General features: G+C 39.6%; 13 protein-coding genes. All 13 read left to right on the top strand.

Translation table 11 applies throughout. The features are described 5' to 3' along the window. The first annotated feature begins 39 nt into the window (after positions 1-39). The 13 genes from BM163_RS00680 (at position 40) to BM163_RS00740 (ending at position 19,715) form a co-directional block, all read left to right on the top strand. The gene (locus BM163_RS00680; protein ID WP_089799166.1) at positions 40-3,168 is read left to right on the top strand and encodes an alpha-mannosidase; all 3,129 of its coding nucleotides are present in this window, start codon (positions 40-42) and stop codon (positions 3,166-3,168) included. A 58-nt stretch (positions 3,169-3,226) separates the two neighbouring features. Continuing rightward, positions 3,227-5,932: an alpha-mannosidase gene (locus BM163_RS00685; RefSeq protein WP_089799168.1), complete on the top strand. Its 2,706-nt coding sequence runs from the start codon at positions 3,227-3,229 to the stop codon at positions 5,930-5,932. Beyond that, on the top strand, positions 5,932-7,245 hold the full coding sequence (locus tag BM163_RS00690) for a glycoside hydrolase family 125 protein (RefSeq protein WP_089799169.1): 1,314 nt from the start codon (positions 5,932-5,934) through the stop codon (positions 7,243-7,245). Before BM163_RS00685 ends, BM163_RS00690 begins: the two co-directional genes overlap by 1 nt. A gap of 63 nt (positions 7,246-7,308) precedes the next feature. Next, positions 7,309-8,178, top strand: coding sequence for a sugar phosphate isomerase/epimerase family protein (locus BM163_RS00695; protein ID WP_089799171.1), 870 nt, complete (start codon positions 7,309-7,311; stop codon positions 8,176-8,178). Positions 8,179-8,188: 10 nt separating this feature from the next. Continuing rightward, the gene (locus BM163_RS00700; RefSeq protein ID WP_089799173.1) at positions 8,189-9,013 is read left to right on the top strand and encodes a hypothetical protein; all 825 of its coding nucleotides are present in this window, start codon (positions 8,189-8,191) and stop codon (positions 9,011-9,013) included. Next, the gene (locus BM163_RS00705) at positions 9,010-9,990 is read left to right on the top strand and encodes a Gfo/Idh/MocA family protein (protein WP_089799175.1); all 981 of its coding nucleotides are present in this window, start codon (positions 9,010-9,012) and stop codon (positions 9,988-9,990) included. The genes BM163_RS00700 and BM163_RS00705 overlap by 4 nt, the downstream gene beginning before the upstream one ends. A 10-nt stretch (positions 9,991-10,000) precedes the next feature. Next, on the top strand, positions 10,001-10,855 hold the full coding sequence (locus BM163_RS00710) for a sugar phosphate isomerase/epimerase family protein (RefSeq protein ID WP_089799177.1): 855 nt from the start codon (positions 10,001-10,003) through the stop codon (positions 10,853-10,855). A 14-nt stretch (positions 10,856-10,869) separates the two neighbouring features. Beyond that, entirely contained in the window at positions 10,870-11,931 is a 1,062-nt protein-coding gene (locus BM163_RS00715) for a Gfo/Idh/MocA family protein (RefSeq protein WP_089799179.1), read from the top strand. A 15-nt stretch (positions 11,932-11,946) separates the two neighbouring features. Further along, a complete protein-coding gene (locus tag BM163_RS00720; RefSeq protein ID WP_089799181.1) occupies positions 11,947-13,245 on the top strand; it encodes an alpha-L-fucosidase in 1,299 nt (432 codons plus the stop codon). Positions 13,246-13,283: 38 nt separating this feature from the next. Next, positions 13,284-13,904, top strand: a complete 621-nt coding sequence (locus BM163_RS00725; protein WP_089799183.1) for a YesL family protein — start codon at positions 13,284-13,286, stop codon at positions 13,902-13,904. Between the two features lie 39 nt (positions 13,905-13,943). Further along, positions 13,944-16,139: a helix-turn-helix domain-containing protein gene (locus BM163_RS00730; RefSeq protein ID WP_170243597.1), complete on the top strand. Its 2,196-nt coding sequence runs from the start codon at positions 13,944-13,946 to the stop codon at positions 16,137-16,139. A gap of 15 nt (positions 16,140-16,154) precedes the next feature. Further along, the gene (locus BM163_RS00735; RefSeq protein ID WP_089799187.1) at positions 16,155-17,186 is read left to right on the top strand and encodes a Gfo/Idh/MocA family protein; all 1,032 of its coding nucleotides are present in this window, start codon (positions 16,155-16,157) and stop codon (positions 17,184-17,186) included. Positions 17,187-17,198: 12 nt separating this feature from the next. Further along, on the top strand, positions 17,199-19,715 hold the full coding sequence (locus BM163_RS00740) for a beta-mannosidase (protein ID WP_089799189.1): 2,517 nt from the start codon (positions 17,199-17,201) through the stop codon (positions 19,713-19,715). Positions 19,716-19,812 lie beyond the last annotated feature (97 nt).

The following is a 19,812-nucleotide window of genomic DNA, read 5'->3' on the forward strand; positions in this document are numbered from 1 at the left end:
CTTGCCGAGCCTTTACTTTTAAGTAGAGGAGGAAGACAGTTGTTTTTTACGATTGATAAGTTAAATAGTCGCATACAAGAATTAAGTCAGTACCGCTACAGGAATACAACACCTATTAGCGAATGGAGGTTCACAATCGATCACGCTGCTGCTGTTGGCGAGTATCCGATAGGTGAACAATCACATACAACATCAATCACTATTGGAGACCATTGGAAGGGCCGTGATTGTTACGCGTGGTTATCACAAAGTGTGACTGTACCTGCTGAATGGAAAAACCAACGTGTCATCGGGTTATTTGATTTTGGTCAAACAGGCGGAGGAAATAACTCCGGATTTGAGGCATTACTTTATGTTAACGATGAGCCTTATCAAGGTGTTGATTCCAACCATAAAGAGGTACTATTTAACGAAGTTGCTGGTGATGTGTTGAAACTAGATTTTCGTTTATGGAGTGGGTTAGAAGGTGGCGGTGAACCACGTGAACAAGAATATAAATTGCAACGTGCTGCTATTGCTTGCCTTGATCCGAAGGTTGATCAATTCTATTTTGATGCTTGGACAGCACTTGAAACAATCAAGACACTTGATGCGAGTGATACTGTTCGCCATCAGCTTACAAAAGCCTTGAACAAGGCTGTTAAAGAAATCAATTGGTTAAATAAAGGGTCAGATGATTTTTATCAGTCAGTATATTTAGCTCAAGAACACTTCGAAAAAGAGCTTCAAGACATCGGGAAACAGAGTGATATTACGTATCACAGTGTTGGACACACCCATATTGACGTGGCATGGCTCTGGCAGTTAAAGCATACGCGTGAAAAATCAGCACGTTCATTCTCCACTGTATTAAAGTTGATGGAAGATTATCCAGAGTACTTATTTATGCAGAGTCAGCCACAGCTCTATGAATATATGAAGGAAGATTATCCGGACATCTATCAAAAAATGAAGCAACGGATCGCTGATGGGCGCTGGGAAGCGGACGGTGGTATGTGGCTAGAAGCCGATTGTAACATTCCATCTGGCGAATCACTTGTGCGTCAGTTCTTAATTGGGAAGCGGTTTTTAAAGGAAGAATTCGGAAAAGAAAGCACCTATTTATGGTTACCGGATGTGTTTGGCTATAGTTGGGCGTTACCGCAAATACTTAAAAAGTCAGGTATTGATACGTTTATGACAACAAAAATCAGTTGGAGTCAATATAACAGGATGCCACACGACACATTTAATTGGCGTGGGATTGATGGCAGTGAAGTGTTAACGCACTTCATTACAACGATTGAACCTTGGCCAGAATCACGGTACTACACGTACAACGGCTATATGGAGCCAAAAATACTCCAAGATTCTTGGAAGGAATATCAAGATAAAGAACTTAATACAGATCTACTTCTATCATACGGTTATGGTGATGGTGGTGGCGGTGTAAACCGTGACATGCTGGAAATTCAGCGAAGTATGGATAAAATGCCAGGCTTACCGAATATTAAGCCAGCTAAAGCAAAAGACTTTTTTGACCGACTGCAGAAAACAGTTAGCGAAACCGATCACTATGTTCATACGTGGGATGGAGAATTATATTTAGAATTCCACCGCGGGACGTATACATCGCAGGCCTATATGAAAAAGATGAATAGAAAGCTTGAGTTATTATATCGAGATACAGAGTGGCTTAATGCTTGGGAAGCGGTTGAATCAAAACAGTTTGATCAATACCCGGCGGCGGATTTGACGGTGGGATGGAAAACGATTCTACGCAATCAGTTTCATGATATTATTCCAGGTTCATCGATTAAAGAAGTTTATGAAGACGCCAAATTAGAGTATGAACAAGCAGAGGCTCTTGCTAAAACAGCTGCTGAAGGTGTATTGAGTAAGAGACAATTGAGCGAAACAGGCGTTTATACAATCTATAATAGCGCAACAACAAATCGAGATGAAGTCATTGAGTGTACAGATAGCTTGGCCCAAACGGGTACTTGGACAGACAGTGACCATCAGCCATTAGAAGCCGTTAAGCAAGATGATACGTGGCTCGTTTATGTGCGAGATATTCCAGCTTTAGGTACCAAAGTTATCCGCTTTAATCCAGCAAATGAAAGTAAACCAGCGCACGAAGAAGTCACGTTTAAAATGGAAGGGCACACGCTAAGTACACCGTTTTATGATATCGAGTGGAATGCACAGGGGCACTTAACTAAGCTCTTTGATAAACGCGCCGAAAAACCGGTACTAAAACCTAACGAAAACGGTAATGTGTTACATGTTTTTGAAGATAAGCCACTGATGTTTGATGCGTGGGATATCGATATTTTTTATCAAGAAAAATATGAGACGGTCAGTGATTTACAAGATGTGCGCTTAGTTGAATTAACGCCTTTACGTGCTAAAGTGATGTTCACATGGCACTATAATCAGTCAGTCATTAAACAAACGATGGTGGTATATCGAGATACAGCACGCATTGATTATGAAACAGACGTCGATTGGAAAGAACGTCAACGCTTACTTAAAGTAGCCTTCCCTGTCAATGTACGTCAAACAGAAGCAACATATGATATTCAATTTGGTAACGTGAAGCGTCCGACACACTGGAATACGAGTTGGGATTGGGCTAGATTTGAAACAGTTGGCCATCAGTGGGCCGACCTTTCTGATGCGGGTTACGGCGTCAGCTTACTCAATGATTCAAAGTATGGCTATGACATTAAAGACCATGTGATGCGTCTCTCTCTATTAAAAGGTGCAACATTCCCAGACCCGGATTGTGACATTGGCACGCATCAATTTGTTTATAGCCTCTACCCACACGTAGGTGATTGGCGCGAGGCAGAAACAGCTGCTGAAGCATGGTCACTGAATAATCCACTGGCATTGACACCAGGTCAGGTAACTTTCACTCAAGACCAACTATTCACGTGTGAAGCGGAACATATTATGATCGATGCGGTTAAAAAAGCAGAAGATCATGATGGATTAATTGTTCGTCTGCATGAATATAAAGGAAAATCAGGAAAAGTATCTTTAACGTCAGCTTATCCCATAGCTACTTATCAAGAAGTGAATTTAATGGAAGAAGCTATGACAGACGTTGTAAAAGATTCAGTGATTACAGACGACATTGCCCCATATGAAATTAAAACGTATTTGATTACGTTTAAGTAAGGGCTGGTGGGGCTGATGCCCCACCGGTCATACATAAACAATAGGTGGAGGGAACCTCATGAATAAAAAGAAAACGGTACACATTATTTCTCATACCCATTGGGACAGGGAATGGTATTTACCTTATGAAAAACATCACTATTTACTAATTGAAGTGATGGACCAATTGTTAGATACGTTGGAAACAGATCCGAACTTCAAAAGTTTTCATTTAGATGGTCAAACGATTATTTTAGATGATTATTTACAAGTAAGGCCAGAAAAAGCAGATCAAATTAAAAAGTTAATAGAAGCGGGCAGATTGGAAGTAGGCCCATGGTATGTACTGCAAGATGAATTTTTAACGAGTAGTGAAGCAAATGTGCGCAATTTACAATACGGTATGCGTGATGCGAAAAAATGGGGAGGACTTAGTAAAATCGGCTATTTCCCAGATTCATTCGGCAACATCGGTCAAGCACCACAAATTTTACAACAAGCAGATATAAAAGCCGCAGCTTTTGGACGTGGAGTTAAGCCAACTGGCTTTAATAATGCGGTGATTGACGCAAGTGCTTATGAATCACCTTACTCTGAGATGAAGTGGCAATCTCCTGATGGTACGGAGGTCACAGGCATTTTATTTGCGAATTGGTATTGTAACGGAAATGAAATTCCGGTAGATGAAGAAAAAGCGATGCGTTATTGGGACGAGCACTTAAAAAACCTTGAAACATTTGCATCGACCACACATCTATTAATGCTCAACGGTTGTGATCATCAACCGATTCAAATGAATTTATCGGAAGCGATTGCCTTAGCTAACCGCCTTTATCCAGACTATACGTTTGTTCATTCATCTTTCAATGATTATATTGATGCAATCACAAAGGAAACAAAAGAGCAAGACTTAAAAGTCGTTGAAGGAGAGTTACGCTCTCAACACACGGATGGTTGGGGAACGCTTGTCAATACGGCGTCTTCTCGCGTGTACTTAAAACAAATGAATGAAAAAACACAAACATTATTAGAAAAAGTGGCTGAACCACTTGCCGCGTTTCGCTATTTAATTGATCAGACGTATGATCATGATTTATTTGCCTACGCATGGAAGACATTGATGCAGAATCACCCGCATGACAGCATATGTGGCTGCAGTGTCGATGAAGTGCATGATGAGATGGTGACACGTTTTAAAAAGAGCGAGCATTTTACTGAGATGTTGATTGACCGTACTTTAGAGGAAATCATCAAACATATTCATACAGATGTGTTTGATGATGAGGAAGTCTATCCTTTCGTTGTCTTTAATACACTGGGTGACCCCAGAACAGATACTGTAACAGTAACGTTAGATTTAAAACGAGCTTATTACCGAGATGGTGTCAATAAAGCATCATTAAGAAAGCTTAGTGTCGATGGGTTTGTCGTTACTGATGAGCATAAAAATGTGTATCCGGTTCAAATTGAAGACCAAGGTCTCGTATTTGACTATGATTTACCAGATGATCGATTTAGACAGCCTTATATGGCACGTCGTGTGACGCTCACTTTTAATGCACAAGCACTTCCGGCTCTTGGGTATCAAGTCTTTGCGCTCGTTAAAGGTGATTGCCCTGCAACCTCACTTGTGAATAAGGCATGCCAGATGGAGAATGACTATTTAACTGTAGAAATTGCTCAGAATGGTTCACTTAATATAACAGACAAGCGTACAGCTAAAAAATACCGAGGATTAAATGTATATGAAGATACCGGTGATATTGGTAATGAATACATGTATAAACAATCGAGTGATGGCCTCGTTCGAACGACAGAAAACGAAGTAGCACAAATAGAATTAGTCGAAGATTCTCCTATTTCAGCAACGTATAAAATCACACACGAATGGTTATTGCCTGAATCAGCGCAAGAGACGTTAGAACAGGAACAAAAAGAGCTTGTCTGGTTTACAAATAGACAGTCTGAACGGTCGCTTAAAGAGAAACCATTAAAAATTGAAACCTTCGTGACACTGTCGCATCAAGCAACGTATGTCGATGTGAAAACAACGTTAAATAATAATATAAAAGATCATCGCTTGCGTGCATTATTTAATACGGCTATGAAAACAGAACATCATTATGCGGAAAGTGTGTTTGAAGCAGCTAAACGTCAAAACACACCGAACAGCGAGTGGACGAATCCAGATTATTCACAACACCAACAAGGTTATGTCGATGTGTCAAGCGTTCAACAGGGTTTGTGTATTGCGAATAAAGGGTTAAACGAGTATGAAATTCTCTCATCACAAGAGACAACGATTGCCGTCACGCTCTTGCGAGCGGTTGGTGAGCTAGGAGACTGGGGACATTTTCCAACACCGAAGGCACAATGTTTAGGTGAACAAACGGTTGAATATCGTATCATCCCGCATAGTGGTGAAGCAGAACGTTTTGATGCCTATCAGTTAGCACATGCATTCCAGACACCGGTTATAACAAAAGCGTTACCTGTACAAGGTGGCACATATCCAGCGACACACCGCTTTATTGGTGTTGATAAGACGAAGGCACTGAGCTATTCAAATGTAAAAGTAGCCGAGGCCTCAGGCGATGTCATGCTTCGTTATGTCAATTTAGATCATCAACAACATCGTCTTAACCTAAATGCAGATGAAAAATGGACCTATTATCAAAGTGATGTGATTGAGCGTGAACATCAGCCGTTAATAAGTAACGATGTGAAGGTAAATGGCCATGAAGTGTTCACAGTCGGTATCAAGTCAAGTGAGGTGAGTAAATAATGACAACAACATTACCAACAGTCATGTTGGATTTAATTCAAGAGGTAAAAGAACATTTTCATGCGACGCCTAAAATTGGGCGGATGTTTGAAAAAGCTTTTAAAAACACGTATGAAACGACGATTCAACGACATGGTGACGACACATTTGTCATTACGGGTGATATTCCGGCAATGTGGCTCAGGGATTCGGCAGCACAAGTACGCCCATATTTGATCCTTGCTGAAAAAGATAATGGATTTAGAGATATGATTCGTGGTGTGGTTCATCAACAAATCAACTTCATTAATCACGATGCCTATGCTAATGCGTTTAATCAAGCACCAAATGGTGCCCGTTATCACGATGATGAGACGTATATGACGGATTGGATGTGGGAGCGTAAATATGAAATTGATTCATTATGTTATCCGATTCAACTTGCTTACCTTTACTGGAAATCTACCGGTCACACAGATGTTTTTACGCCGGACTTTAAAAAAGCGCTTCAGACGATTATTGCTACGTGGAGACTAGAGCAAAATCATGACCAATCAGACTACAGCTTTGTTCGTACAGGCTGTCCGGCCCAAGACACCCTTTCTCATAACGGGAAAGGTGCACCAGTAAAAGAAACAGGGATGACCTGGAGTGGTTTTCGCCCGAGTGACGATGCCTGTCAGTATGGCTATTTAATTCCTTCAAATATGTTTGCAGTTGTCGTACTTGGTTATGTAGCAGAAATCGCTAGTAAAGTGTTTAGCGATGTCGATTTAGAGCAATCCGCAGAAAATTTAAGGAAAGAAATTGAAGAGGGCATTCGAACATATGGAAAAGTGAATCATCCGGAGTTCGGTGACATATATGCCTATGAAACAGATGGTTATGGGAATTATGTCTTAATGGATGATGCGAACGTACCGAGTCTACTGTCAGCACCGTATTTAGGTTATTTAGATGAAAAGGACCCAATTTACCAGAATACGCGTAAGTTCTTATTAAGTAAGCATAATCCTTATTACTACGAAGGTGATGTGGCTAAAGGGATTGGCAGTCCGCATACACCACCTGAATATATTTGGCATATTGCCCTTGCGATTGAAGGTATGACGACCACTGATATAGCAGAGCGAGAGCGGATAATAGATCATTTTCTTCATACGGATGCTGGAACAGAATTGATGCACGAAGGTTTTCATGTGAGTGATCCCAATCAATATACTCGACCATGGTTCTCATGGGCAAATATGATGTTTAGTGAATTCGTCTTAACAGAGATGGGTATCTATGTGAAAGGCAGCCCGCTTGCAAAAACAAACCGAGAGGATCGTTGAGCACATCCTCTTGGTTAAGTCTTTTAACTATAATGTATCGATTAAGAAAGGACGGAACATGTGATGAAATATGGATTAAGTAGTTATAGCTTGTTAGATGCGATTAATAGTGGAGAAATGGATATTTTGGATGTCGTCACTTGGGTTAGTGAACAAGGGTTTGATCATCTTGAGCTTGTACCCTATGGTTACACGTTAGTTGATAATTATGCACTAGCTGATCAACTTGTTGAAAAGGCAAAATCATTAGGGCTAGAACTATCCAATTATGCGTTACCAGCAAACTTTATTCACGAAACAGAAACAGCATTTTTAGAAGAAGTTGAAAGGTTAAAAAGCCATGTCGACTTATTGCACCGTATGGGAATTAAGCACATGCGCCACGATGTAACACTCTTTACTTTGCCACCAGAGTGTCGAACGATTAGTTATTTAGAAGCTCACCTTGATCAAGTGGTGAAAGGAAGTCAATTAGTTGCTGATTATGCCGCTCAATTTGGTATTACAACAACGATTGAAAATCATGGCATGGCAGTACAGCACAGCGACCGGGTAATTCGTGTCTTAGAGAAAGTCAATCGTGAGAATTTCAAGGTCACACTTGATGTAGGGAACTTCTTGTGTGTAGATGAAGATCCACTGGTAGGGATTAAAAAGCTTTTACCACATGCGTCACTTATTCATTTTAAAGATTTTTACCGAAAGCCTTATTACGCACCGCCATTAAATGGTAAGTGGTTTGATACGGCAAGTGGCAACTATATCCGGGGGGCTATTTTAGGACAGGGTGATTTAAACTTAGTTGAAACAGCGAAGTTAATTAAAGCAAGTGGATACGATGGTTATCTCACGCTTGAATTTGAAGGTATGGAAGAGTGCCGCATGGCGAGTCACTTAGGTTTAGCGTATTTAAAGCATTTGTTCGAAGAATAGGAGGAAGCGTATGTCGACAATAAAAGTAATCGGTCAAAAAAGCCGTACATTACAAGAGCGCTTTGACGCATTAAGTAAGATGATACCCGCATCTGATGATGTCATCACTTGGGTAATGGACGATGCGCTTTCACTAGATGAGCTCATGGCAATAGCAAATCAAGCAAATATCTTGGCATTACCAGTATCACTGATTCAATCAGCCGCTCATTTTGATCAACTAAAGGCTGCGATTGATACGGCTGGTGACGTGAAGTGGGTAAACCCATTAGCTCACGCACCACATTTTCATGCGCTGAGTAAGCAGCTGATTGCGGCTGGTTTTAAAGATAAAGCAATAAATCGATTGACGCTTTATAAGCATAATGGAGGTCAAACAAACACATTGACACAAGAGCTTCTTAGCTTATATATGTGGTTAGACACAACGATGTCACCGATTGAATCTATTACTGCGGTTAAGCGTGATAAAGCAAACCGAACAGTGATTGTTCTATCAGTTAAACATGAACAAGGGACGATAACAAACGTTCAAATCATTTATTCAGATGCAGCTGACTTTGTTGAACTTGAGGTCACCGGAGAGCGCGGGATGCTTGTCCAACGAAGTGACAGCGAATGCGGGGCCGTTGTATTGTCTCAAGGTAAAAGTACGGTTCTTGATAGCGTTGCGACAAAGATGAACGCACAAAATCTATGGTATGCCTTGCATGAAAAAGCTCCTCATCAAGCTAATGAAGTATCGATAAATACTGCCTTAGCGGTCGTTCGGGCAACAGAAACATCGTTGATAAGTCAACAATCTGTCGCTGTGAAAGGAGGAAATATCGTATGAATATAGCGATTCTTAGCTTTGCTCATATGCATGCCCATAGCTACGCCAAAGCATTGTTAGCACAAGAACAGGTAACGTTATTAGGGATTTGGGATAGTGATCGCCAACGTGGCGAAGAAGCAGCTAACAGCTACAATACGACGTTTTATGCAGATTTAGAGGCGTTGCTCACGACTGAAATTGATGCGGTTATTGTGTGCAGTGAAAACAATCAACATAAATATTTAGTCATTGAAGCGGCGAAGCACCGTAAACACATTCTTTGTGAAAAGCCGATTGCGACGGAGATAGATGATGCAAAAGCTATGATTAAAGCTTGTGAGGATTATCAGGTCACACTGCAGATTGCTTATCCTGTACGGTTTATTCCCGCTGTAGAAAAAGCCGTCAATTATGTAAAAGAGGGCGGGATTGGTCAAGTGATCGCAATCAATGCAGCTAACCATGGACAACTTCCAGGAGGTTGGTTTATTGATAAAGAAAAAGCAGGTGGCGGTGCGGCAACAGATCATATCGTGCATATTATGGATGTGGTTCGTTGGATGCTAGACGATGAAGCGGATCAAGTCTATGCCAGATTAGCTACGCTATTTCATGATATTGACGTAGAAGATGCTGGCCAAGTAATTATTGAGATGAAGAGTGGCACGTTATTAAATCTTGACCCAAGTTGGTCTCGGCCAAAGACATTTCCTATGTGGGGAGATGTGTTGATGGAGGTCGTTGGAACGAAGGGAACCATTAAAATCGATGGTTTTAAAGACACAACAACATTCTATGATGATCACGCGCAACAAGTGATACAGATACCTTGGGGTGTGGATATGGATGAAGCCCTTATTCAAGATTTTTTAACATGTATTAAAGAAGGCAAATCACCGTTTATAACGGGAGAAGATGGTCTTAGAACACTCGAAGTAGTTAAAGCGGCTTATAAGTCTAATGAGACCGAACAGTTTGTCAAAATCATTCGATAGGAGGCATACAATGACATTAGGTATTAGCTCATACAGTCTGCAGCAAGAGATGAATGAAGGCCGTATGTCGATTTTAGATGTGATGGAGTGGGTGAAACTACAAGAGGCCGGTCACATTGAAATAGTGCCGCTCAATTTTGATTTGTTAGAGACGCCAGAATTAATAGAAGCGATTAATGAAAAATCGCAACAACTAGACCTGCCATTATCAAACTATGCGATTGGTTCTGATCTACTTCAAACCGGAGTGGAGCTTTCAAACGAAATTGAGCGAATCAAGGCACATGTTGATATTGCGCACCAGTTAGGACTTAAAACCATGCGGTTTGATGTTGGGTTTTTACCGCCGAGGGAAGCAACGATTGTCCGTTTTAACGAACTGTTACCGAACATTGTTTCAGCGTGTCAGGAAATAGCTGATTATGCTGAAAAGTACGACATAACAGTATCGATTGAGAATCATGGCTATTTTATTCAGCAGAGTGATCGATTAATCACTATTATAACAAAAGTTAACCGTGATAATTTTAAATTGACTTTAGATGTGGGAAATTTCCTATGTGTTGATGAATCCCCGCTTTATGCGGTAAAAAAATGTTTGCCTTATGCATCGATGATTCACTTGAAAGATTTTTATTATCGCAAGACAAAGCATCCACTAAATCAAGGGTTTTTCTCTACAATAAATAACAATCAACTGCGCGGCGCAGTAACAGGACATGGAGATATCCCCCTTCCTACCATTATAAGTATGATCAAAGATTCAGGTTACGATGGCAATCTATCTATTGAGTTTGAAGGTATTGAGCCTTGTTTAATGGCCACTGATATTGCTTTTAAATTGATGACATCTTATTACGAATAAAAGGAGAGAAACGTATGAGTAAATTACGCGTAGGTATTATTGGTGCAGGGTCTATTTCTGACATGCACTTTCAATCATATCATCATCATCCCGAAGTCGAGTTGGTTGCGGTATGTGATTTGAAAAAAGATCGTGCAGAGGTGAAAGCAAAACAATATAATATTGAGCATGTATTTACGGATTATCAAGATTTACTAGCACTGGATACGCTAGATGCAGTGAGTATTTGTACGTGGAATAATTCTCACGCTGACATCGCCATTGCAGCATTAGCAAATGATAAGCACGTACTTGTAGAAAAACCATTAAGTAAAACGGTTGAGGAGGCAGAGCGGGTTCAAAAAGCAGTTGAGAAATCAACGAAAACATTACAAGTCGGTTTTGTTAGACGTTTTGCGACAAATACCGCAGTGTTAAAACGGTTTATCGACGCGGGTGATTTAGGTCAGCTGTACTACGCGAAGGCTTCGTCATTACGTGTACTAGGGAACCCTGGTGGTTGGTTTAGTGATGTTGAACGTTCAGGTGGAGGTCCACTGATTGATATTGGTGTACATATTATTGATATGTGTTGGTATCTTATGGGTAAGCCAAAAGTACAATCAGTCACTGGAAGCACATATAAAGCCCTGGGCAATCGGGCAAATATTGAATATAAGTCTTTTTATCAAGCAGCTGACTATGATCCTGATCATAATACAGTAGAGGATTTAGCAACAGCCATGATAAAGTTTGAGAATGGTGCGACACTTGCCGTTGACGCAAGCTTTACACTTCATGGCAAAGAAGATAAGACCGAGGTCCATCTGTTTGGTGAAAAAGGTGGTGCGACAATTGAGCCTGCGCTAAGCTTGTATACGGAACAGCATAATGTTCTAACAGACATCACACCGAAAATAGATGCACCAACATTTGATTTTAACGAGAGTTTTCAAAATGAGATCAATCACTTTGTGGACTGTGCGAAGGGCCATATGACGACTATCGCGCCGGTCGAAGATGGGCTAGAAGTGATGAAAATCTTAGCAGCTATTTATGAATCCAGTCAAACAGGAAAAGAGATTCGATTTGATTAAGGAGGCACAAAACTGATGCGTCAATCTTATAGTAATTGGCCCGATGAATTTCAAGACCCGAGCTGGTTTACGCACGACCGCTTTGGGATGTTTATTCATTTTGGTTTATTTTCTTTAGCGGCAAGGCATGAATGGTTAATGACGACAGAACAGATTTCATTGGAAACTTACCAGCAATATTTTGATCACTTTAATCCCGATCAGTTAGCTATTTCATCATGGTTAGATGAGGCGGTAGAAGCCGGCATGAAATATGTTGTTTTAACGACCAAGCATCATGAAGGATTTGCTTTATGGGATAGTGATCTGACCGATTACAAAGTAACCAATACCCCTTTTAAAAAAGATATTGTGCAGATTTATGTGGATGAGGCACGTAAACGCGGCTTAAAAGTTGGGTTATATCACTCGTTGATTGATTGGCACCATCCAGATTTTACTTTAGATGGTTTACATCCCTTGCGTAATCAAGAAGACGCAAAGGGGACAATGGATACACGCGATATGTCGGTGTACCGTGCGTATTTAAAAGGACAAATTACAGAACTTTTAACACGTTACGGCAAGATAGACTATATGTGGTATGATTTTTCTTATCCCCATCGAGATTGGGGCTGGTCTAAAGGAAAAGGCGAGAAAGACTGGGATGGTTATGGTATTGAAGCTTTAACACGTGAGTTACAACCCCACATTCTAATCAATGATCGGTTAGATATTCAGCGAGGGGTTCTTACTCCGGAGCAATATCAGCCACAACAACCTTTAATTGAGAATGACTTACCAGTTTTGTGGGAAGCGTGTCAAACATTAAATGAGAGCTGGGGATATGACCGGTATAACGGTAATTGGAAGAGTGTCTCACAAATATTAAAAATGCTCATTGATACCGTGAGTAAAGGAGGCAACTTGTTGCTAAACATTGGGCCTAATGCACGAGGGTTAATAGACCCTGAATCACAGGCCCGTTTAGATGGCGTGAAGGACTGGATGAGGTTGCATGAAAAATCAATCGTTGGCTGTGGTCCAAGTCAGTTTGCCGACCCGCTTGATTGTCGGTTAACACAGAAAGATAGTGTCTTATATGTCCATGTTTTTTCTTGGCCGTTTCGACATATTCATATCAAAGGTATAAGAGCACATGTGCGTTATGCACAGTTTTTACATGACGGCTCTGAAGTATTTTATGAAACGTTTGATCCAGAACAAGTCATTACAAGTACAGAAACACAAATAGAACCAGACGATATCGTCCTTAACCTACCTGTCGTTAAGCCTAATGTGATAGTACCGGTAATTGAAATTTTCTTAAAGTGAGCTATACTAGATAAATGAACGAGAGGGGATAGACAACAATGAATGGTTTTATGCAGAAATTTTATGAGATAGGTTCATGGTTAAGTAACGTGATGTTCATCCACTTTATGTGGTTAGGGCTAACATTTTTAGGAGTGGGTGTATTAGGGGTTTTTCCGGCAACCTTTGCTGCGGCAAGAACCGTCTATCGCATGATTCAAGGGGAAAGCGAGAAGATTCATATCAGTATGTGGCAAGAATATAAAAGACGATTTGTCAAAGCGAACATACTTGGCTATACCTGGGTGTTGATTGGCTTTACTCTCTTTGTTGATTTTAGAATTTCTGAAGTATTCATTCAGTGGTCACTCGTTCATTTCTTTTTAATCTTAATTAGTTCTATTGCTCTAGCGAGCTTTTTAATCTTTATGACAGTGTTTGTTCGATATGAATTAACAGGATGGCAATATTTTAAGCAGTCACTTTACATTGCGATTGTTCAACCGATGGAGACAATCGCCGTATTAATTAGTGCGGTACTCATTTTCTACCTGTTTATGTTTTTACCTGTTTTAACGGCATTCTTTGGTATCACATTGGTGCTTTATCCGATCCTTTGGTTTGGACATAGAGCCTGTACAGCGATTGAAACTAAAAAACTACAAGTAAGCCCAAATTAATAGAAACTTAAAGGAATAATGAATCAAGGGGAGAAAGTTATGTTCACTATTTTCAAACAAAAAATCTTTTATCGTTATTTACTATCGTACTTCGTGGCGTTCATTATTCCCTTTGCTTTATTAGGGATGTTTGTGTATGTGAATTTTATTGCTGATTTACAAGAAGAGCTGGAACAGGCAAGTTTAAATAATCTACGACAGGTAAGCGAATCAATCAATGACCGAAAACGCGAGTTTACAAATATTGCGACGAGGATATCGAGTGACGCACGTTTAAATAGCTATCATTTAACACATCCTTACTATGTTTATGAAGGTATTCAAGAGTTAGGTAAGTACCGTTCAAATAGTATTTTATTTGATGAGATTGCCCTTGTTTATCATCAAAACCCAGAGAAAATATATACGAGTCGAGGCTACCATGCGCCAGATAACTTTATTAAACGTTATGAAATTACCAATGTAACAGCAGATGAACTATCTGCTTTATTTCAAGAAGAAATGCCAAAAGCAAAAGTGTTAAATACACGTGAGGGACGAGAGTATTTAGCTATTATCCAACCGATTGTACCAAATAGTCTTTTTCCTCATGGTAGTGTAACGTACATGATCGAAAAAAAACACTTTGTATCGGCGATGACGACAACTTTATCTGATTTAGTTGGTCATACCTATATATTAGATGAGAATCAGGACGTATTAGTTGAATATATAAATGATGAGCATTTCTCAACGGATCAGCTCGATTTTGATGAAATACTTAAAGAGGCAAAAAACGATGAGGGTATAATTATTGACGGTAAGAACTACGCCCTGAAGCTTGTTGAAAGCAATGATGGCTGGTCTTATATTAGTATTCTCCAAGAAGGTCAATTGTTCAGCTTATTTAAAGGGACGCTAACCAGTTATTTGCTCATGTTGCTCGTTGTATTTTTCGTTGGCGTGATCATTACCTATGTTTTAAGTAAATATCAATATAAACCTATTGACTTACTTGTTAAGCAAGTAAAACCAGTACAAAAACAAGGAAAGCATCAGGAGATTAATGAAATAAAACAGTTGATGCATGCTTTTGAACAATTAAATCATGACAAAGCAGCCTTGTCTAAAACATTGTACAAGCACCGGCCGTTTGCACAGCAACAGTTTTGGATGCACTTGTTAAAGGGCGAGTATCCGGCGAAAGAAACGATGACTGAAATGGCATCGTCGCTACAACTTAACTTAGATAAACCGCATTATTTTGTTTTTGTTCTACACTTAGATATGGCATCTGCTAAAACGTTTAAACAAAGTGTCGAGCAACACTTAAACTATAAAGACATGCAGGGGTATGTGGTTGATTTACTGAAGTTAACAGATAAAGCGTTAATTGTTGGTATGGACCGTAAAAATAAAGCGGACCAAACAGCATATATTAAGCGTATAAAACAGTTAATGAAGATTGAACCAACAGTCGTCACGGGAACAATTGTTGAAGGTGTTTATCAAGTCCACACATCTTATTTAGAAGCGATGGTTGCTTATAATTATATGAGTTATTACCCAGCGAGTAGTACGATTTTCTTTGATGAAATGACGACATCGACAGAAGAGAGTTTAGGTTACTTAAAAGAAGAACAACTAAAGTTACTTCAAGCGATTAAACAAGGTCAACAAACGATTGCTAATGAGACATTAACGCTTATATTTAAGAATTTAAGAGAGCGTGAGCGCTCTTTAAATGCATTAAAAGCCGTCTGTTTTGATGTCATTAATTCAGTCGTTAGAACGTTGTCTGAAATGGGCGTAGCTTTAGAAGAAACTACGTTTAATCGTCTGGTTGATTTTGTTACGTTAGATCAATTAGAAGACCACTTGTATCAACTGATTGACGCTACTTGTCAAGAGATACAAGTTCAACTAGCCGATGATAATAATCGTATGGTTCAAGAGATTATTCAATATATCCAAGTACACTATAAAGATTATGATTTATCTTTAGAAAGTATTGCAGATAAGTATCATATATCGGCATCATATGCCTCTAAGTTAATCAAAGAGCATTACGGTTTAAGTTTCAAGCAATATGTTCAAGATTTACGTATGGAGTATGTGAAAGAACAGTTAACCGTGACGTCAAAACCAATTAAAGCGATTGTGCATGACGTTGGTTATAAGGACGTGGCTAATTTCACGCGTAAATTTAAAAAAGAAGTCGGTGTGACACCTGGCCAATATAGAAAATTAAATTAAGGAGGCCTGTTTATTATGGCTAAAATTAAAGTCGCTATTATCGGTTGTGGTAATATCTTTCCTATGCATGCCCAATCGGTAAAAGAAAATAAGTATACAGAGCTTGTCGCTGTTTGTGATAATAAACCAGAACGTGCCAAAGCACGTGCAGAAGAATTGGGTTGCAAGGCTTATACGGATTATCAACAATTATTTGATGAAGAGGCATTAGATGCCATTCATATTTGTTTACCACATTATTTACATGCTCCTGTCTCAATTGATGCAACAAAAAGAGGGCTACACGTTTTAACAGAAAAACCAATGGCGATTGATTATGAAGATGCTGCTCATATGTTAAAGGTCGCAAAAGAAATGCACACACATTTTGGTGTCATTTTTCAAAATAGATACAATGCTGGTGTTCAACTGATTAAACGTTTATTAACGGATGGTACATTAGGTAAAATCACATCTGCAAAGGCAAGTGTTACATGGGATCGATCAGATGAATATTATAGTAAGAGTGACTGGAAAGGGACATGGGATAAAGAAGGGGGCGGTGTATTAATTGACCAAGCCATCCATACACTGGATTTATTACGTTGGTTTGTCGATGATGATATCGACTACATTGATGCTACAATCAGCAACCGTGCCCATGAACAAATTGAAGTTGAAGATGCTGCCGAGGGTGTTGTGAAGTTTAAGTCAGGAACAGTCGCAGCGTTTCATACAATTAATTACTACGGTTATGATGCGCCGGTAGAAATTGAACTGTATTGTGAGCATGGACGCGTTAAAATGGTCGGAGATAAAGGAACGGTCGATCTATTTGATGGAAGAACATTTATTGCTGATAACGATCCGAGTGAAACCTTCTCTTATGGTGAAGGGGTTAAAAGTTATTGGGGTGTCAATCATGTCAAACAAATCAACAACTTTTATGATGTATTAATAAACGGTGGTGAACTCTTCATTAAACCAGAGGAAGCCTTAAAGACACAAAAAATGATTCATGCGATTTACCAATCAGGTAAAGAAAAACAACGCATATGGTTTAGTTAAGGTGGTGAGGAATTGATTCTTACAAGACAGCTAACCGAATGGCAATTTAAACAAGAGCATGACACACGTTGGCGTCAAGCAACTGTACCAGGAACAATTCATACGGATTTGATGGAGCACCAACTGATTACTGATCCGTTTTATGGAGAGGAAGAAAAACGTGTTCAGTGGATTGATAAGGTGAACTGGTTTTATCAAACGACAGTTGATATTGAACAAGATATCTATGAAAAAGAGCGAATTGAGATCATCTTTTATGGATTAGATACTTATGCAGAAGTCCTCTTGAACGGTCAAGCGTTATTAAAGACAGATAATATGTTCAGAACATATACACTTGATGTAAAAAAACACCTTCGCCAAGGAGAGAATACGTTACTCATTAAGTTTGAATCTCCCATCAACCACGATATGATGAAGCCGCTTACAAGTGGGATTAATTATCCGGCGGATAACGATGATTCATACCTAGGTGGTACAGGGCATCATAAACTAAGTGTGTTTGCTAGAAAAGCACCGTACCATTATGGATGGGATTGGGGACCGAGGTTTGTGACGAGTGGCATCTGGAAGCCTGTTGAGCTTGTGGCCTATTCGGAAGTAGCGCTTAAGGATGTGTATATTCATCAAAACCATGTCAGTAAAGAAGCGGCAAGGTTATCATTGAAAATGGAAGTTGAGTCAACAGACACACAGGAAGTAACCATACTAATGTGTTATGGTGATCAACAAATAGTTCTCCCTAAAAGCTTAAACAATGGATTAAATCAAGTAGATATACCGTTTGAAGTCATCAACCCACGGTTATGGTGGTCAAGGGGGTTAGGAGAACCTTATCGCTACAATGTGACTGTAAAAGTGATTCAAGGAGAACGGTTGCTTAAAGAGATGACATTTAAACATGGGATTAGAAAAATTGAATTAGTTCGAGAAGCCGACGTGCAAGGTCAGACGTTTTACCTTAAATTAAACGATACACCTGTCTTTTGTAAGGGAGCTAACCATATTCCAAATGATAGTTTTATTACACGAGTAACAAAAGAACGTTACGAATATGAGATTGAAAGTGCCGTTTCGGCCAACATGAATATGTTGCGTGTTTGGGGCGGTGGGATATATGAGCAAGATATATTTTATGAGCTTTGTGATGACAAAGGTCTACTTGTTTGGCAAGATTTTATGTTTGCTTGCTCCATGTATCCTGGCGATGACGCTTTCTTAGAAAATGTTAGACAAGAAGCGATTGATCAAGTGAAGCGACTAAGGAAATATGCGTCTGTCGTTTTGTGGTGTGGTAATAATGAAATTGATGTAGCCTGGGCGGAGTTTGTTGAAACAGCTGGTTGGGGCTGGAAACAAAAGTATACTGATACAGTTAGAAAACAGCTTTGGGCAGACTATCAGGCACTTTTTCATGATGTCTTAGCAGAGATAACAAAAGAACTTGTGCCAAATGAACCCTATTGGCCGTCATCCCCACTAGCCGATCTCACAGGTGACGATGTCCAACATGCTTTAGGTGTGAAAACAGCAGGTGATGTGCATTACTGGGATGTTTGGCACGGCAAACAGCCATTTGACGCCTACAATAATAACGTGGGGCGTTTTATGAGTGAGTATGGCTTTCAGTCATTCCCGTCGCTGGAAACCGTGAACACTTTTGCTGAGCCATCGGATTATGATATAGAGTCAGATGTGATGCGTCATCATCAAAAGAACGGTGCTGGAAATCAGCTCATTAAAAGCTATATGGACAATTACTTACCTGAGCCAAAAGATTTTGAATCGTTCCTCTACATGAGTCAAGTCTTGCAAGCAGAAGGAATCAAGCATGCTGTCGAGGCTCATAGACGTCACAAACCTTATTGTATGGGGACGCTTTACTGGCAGCTAAATGATTGTTGGCCTGTAGCGTCATGGTCAAGTATCGACTACTTTGGTAGATGGAAAGCACTCCACTATCAAGTAAAGGAATCTTTCAAAGATGTAGTAATTTCGATTGAAGAAAAGGATCATGTACTTCATCTTTATGCCATTTCAGATGTGTTAGAGACGTATAAAGCCGATATGGTTTTAACGCTATTAAATCTAGATGGACAACTCATCACTCAGCAAACACATCAAGTAACTATAGAAAGTAGTGAAAGTAAATGTGTTCAGTCAATAGATATAGCGGCGTTACTAAATGGCGCTATAAAAAACGACGTCATTCTTAAAGTAGCACTAGTTGTTGACAAAAAAGTGTTAGATACTAAGAACCATTTCTTTGTTCCAACAAAAGAGTTAACGCTTCAATCAGCAACACTATCGGTGCGGCGTGATGAGGACAAGCAGTGTTTTGATATATCAACGACAGCTTTCGTCAAAAGTATTGAGTTAAAGACAGAGGACGAAGGATATTTTTCAAAAAACTATTTTGATTTATTACCGGGAGAAACAGTCACTGTCACGTTTAATCGCCGAGGCAATCAAACAACAAAACAATTACCTGAGGTGACTGTCAAATCAATGATTGATATGATTAAATAAAAAAACAGGAGTGTCTTATATGAGACATTCCTGTTTTTGGCATGTAATAAAGTTGAGCCTATATCTAAGTTTAACGTTGATACACTAAAAACATCAA

The organism is Halolactibacillus alkaliphilus, from assembly GCF_900115465.1.
Classification (GTDB): Bacteria; Bacillota; Bacilli; order Bacillales; family Amphibacillaceae; genus Halolactibacillus; species Halolactibacillus alkaliphilus.

Excerpts from the sequence above, each read along its gene's own strand:
- BM163_RS00735 (WP_089799187.1), top strand. The coding sequence starts at position 16,155 with ATGGCTAAAATTAAAGTCGCTATTATCGGTTGTGGTAATATCTTTCCT.
- BM163_RS00710 (WP_089799177.1), top strand. The coding sequence starts at position 10,001 with ATGACATTAGGTATTAGCTCATACAGTCTGCAGCAAGAGATGAATGAA.
- BM163_RS00730 (WP_170243597.1), top strand. The coding sequence starts at position 13,944 with ATGTTCACTATTTTCAAACAAAAAATCTTTTATCGTTATTTACTATCG.
- BM163_RS00720 (WP_089799181.1), top strand. The coding sequence starts at position 11,947 with ATGCGTCAATCTTATAGTAATTGGCCCGATGAATTTCAAGACCCGAGC.
- BM163_RS00725 (WP_089799183.1), top strand. The coding sequence starts at position 13,284 with ATGAATGGTTTTATGCAGAAATTTTATGAGATAGGTTCATGGTTAAGT.
- BM163_RS00700 (WP_089799173.1), top strand. The coding sequence starts at position 8,189 with ATGTCGACAATAAAAGTAATCGGTCAAAAAAGCCGTACATTACAAGAG.
- BM163_RS00715 (WP_089799179.1), top strand. The coding sequence starts at position 10,870 with ATGAGTAAATTACGCGTAGGTATTATTGGTGCAGGGTCTATTTCTGAC.
- BM163_RS00705 (WP_089799175.1), top strand. The coding sequence starts at position 9,010 with ATGAATATAGCGATTCTTAGCTTTGCTCATATGCATGCCCATAGCTAC.
- BM163_RS00685 (WP_089799168.1), top strand. The coding sequence starts at position 3,227 with ATGAATAAAAAGAAAACGGTACACATTATTTCTCATACCCATTGGGAC.
- BM163_RS00695 (WP_089799171.1), top strand. The coding sequence starts at position 7,309 with ATGAAATATGGATTAAGTAGTTATAGCTTGTTAGATGCGATTAATAGT.
- BM163_RS00690 (WP_089799169.1), top strand. The coding sequence starts at position 5,932 with ATGACAACAACATTACCAACAGTCATGTTGGATTTAATTCAAGAGGTA.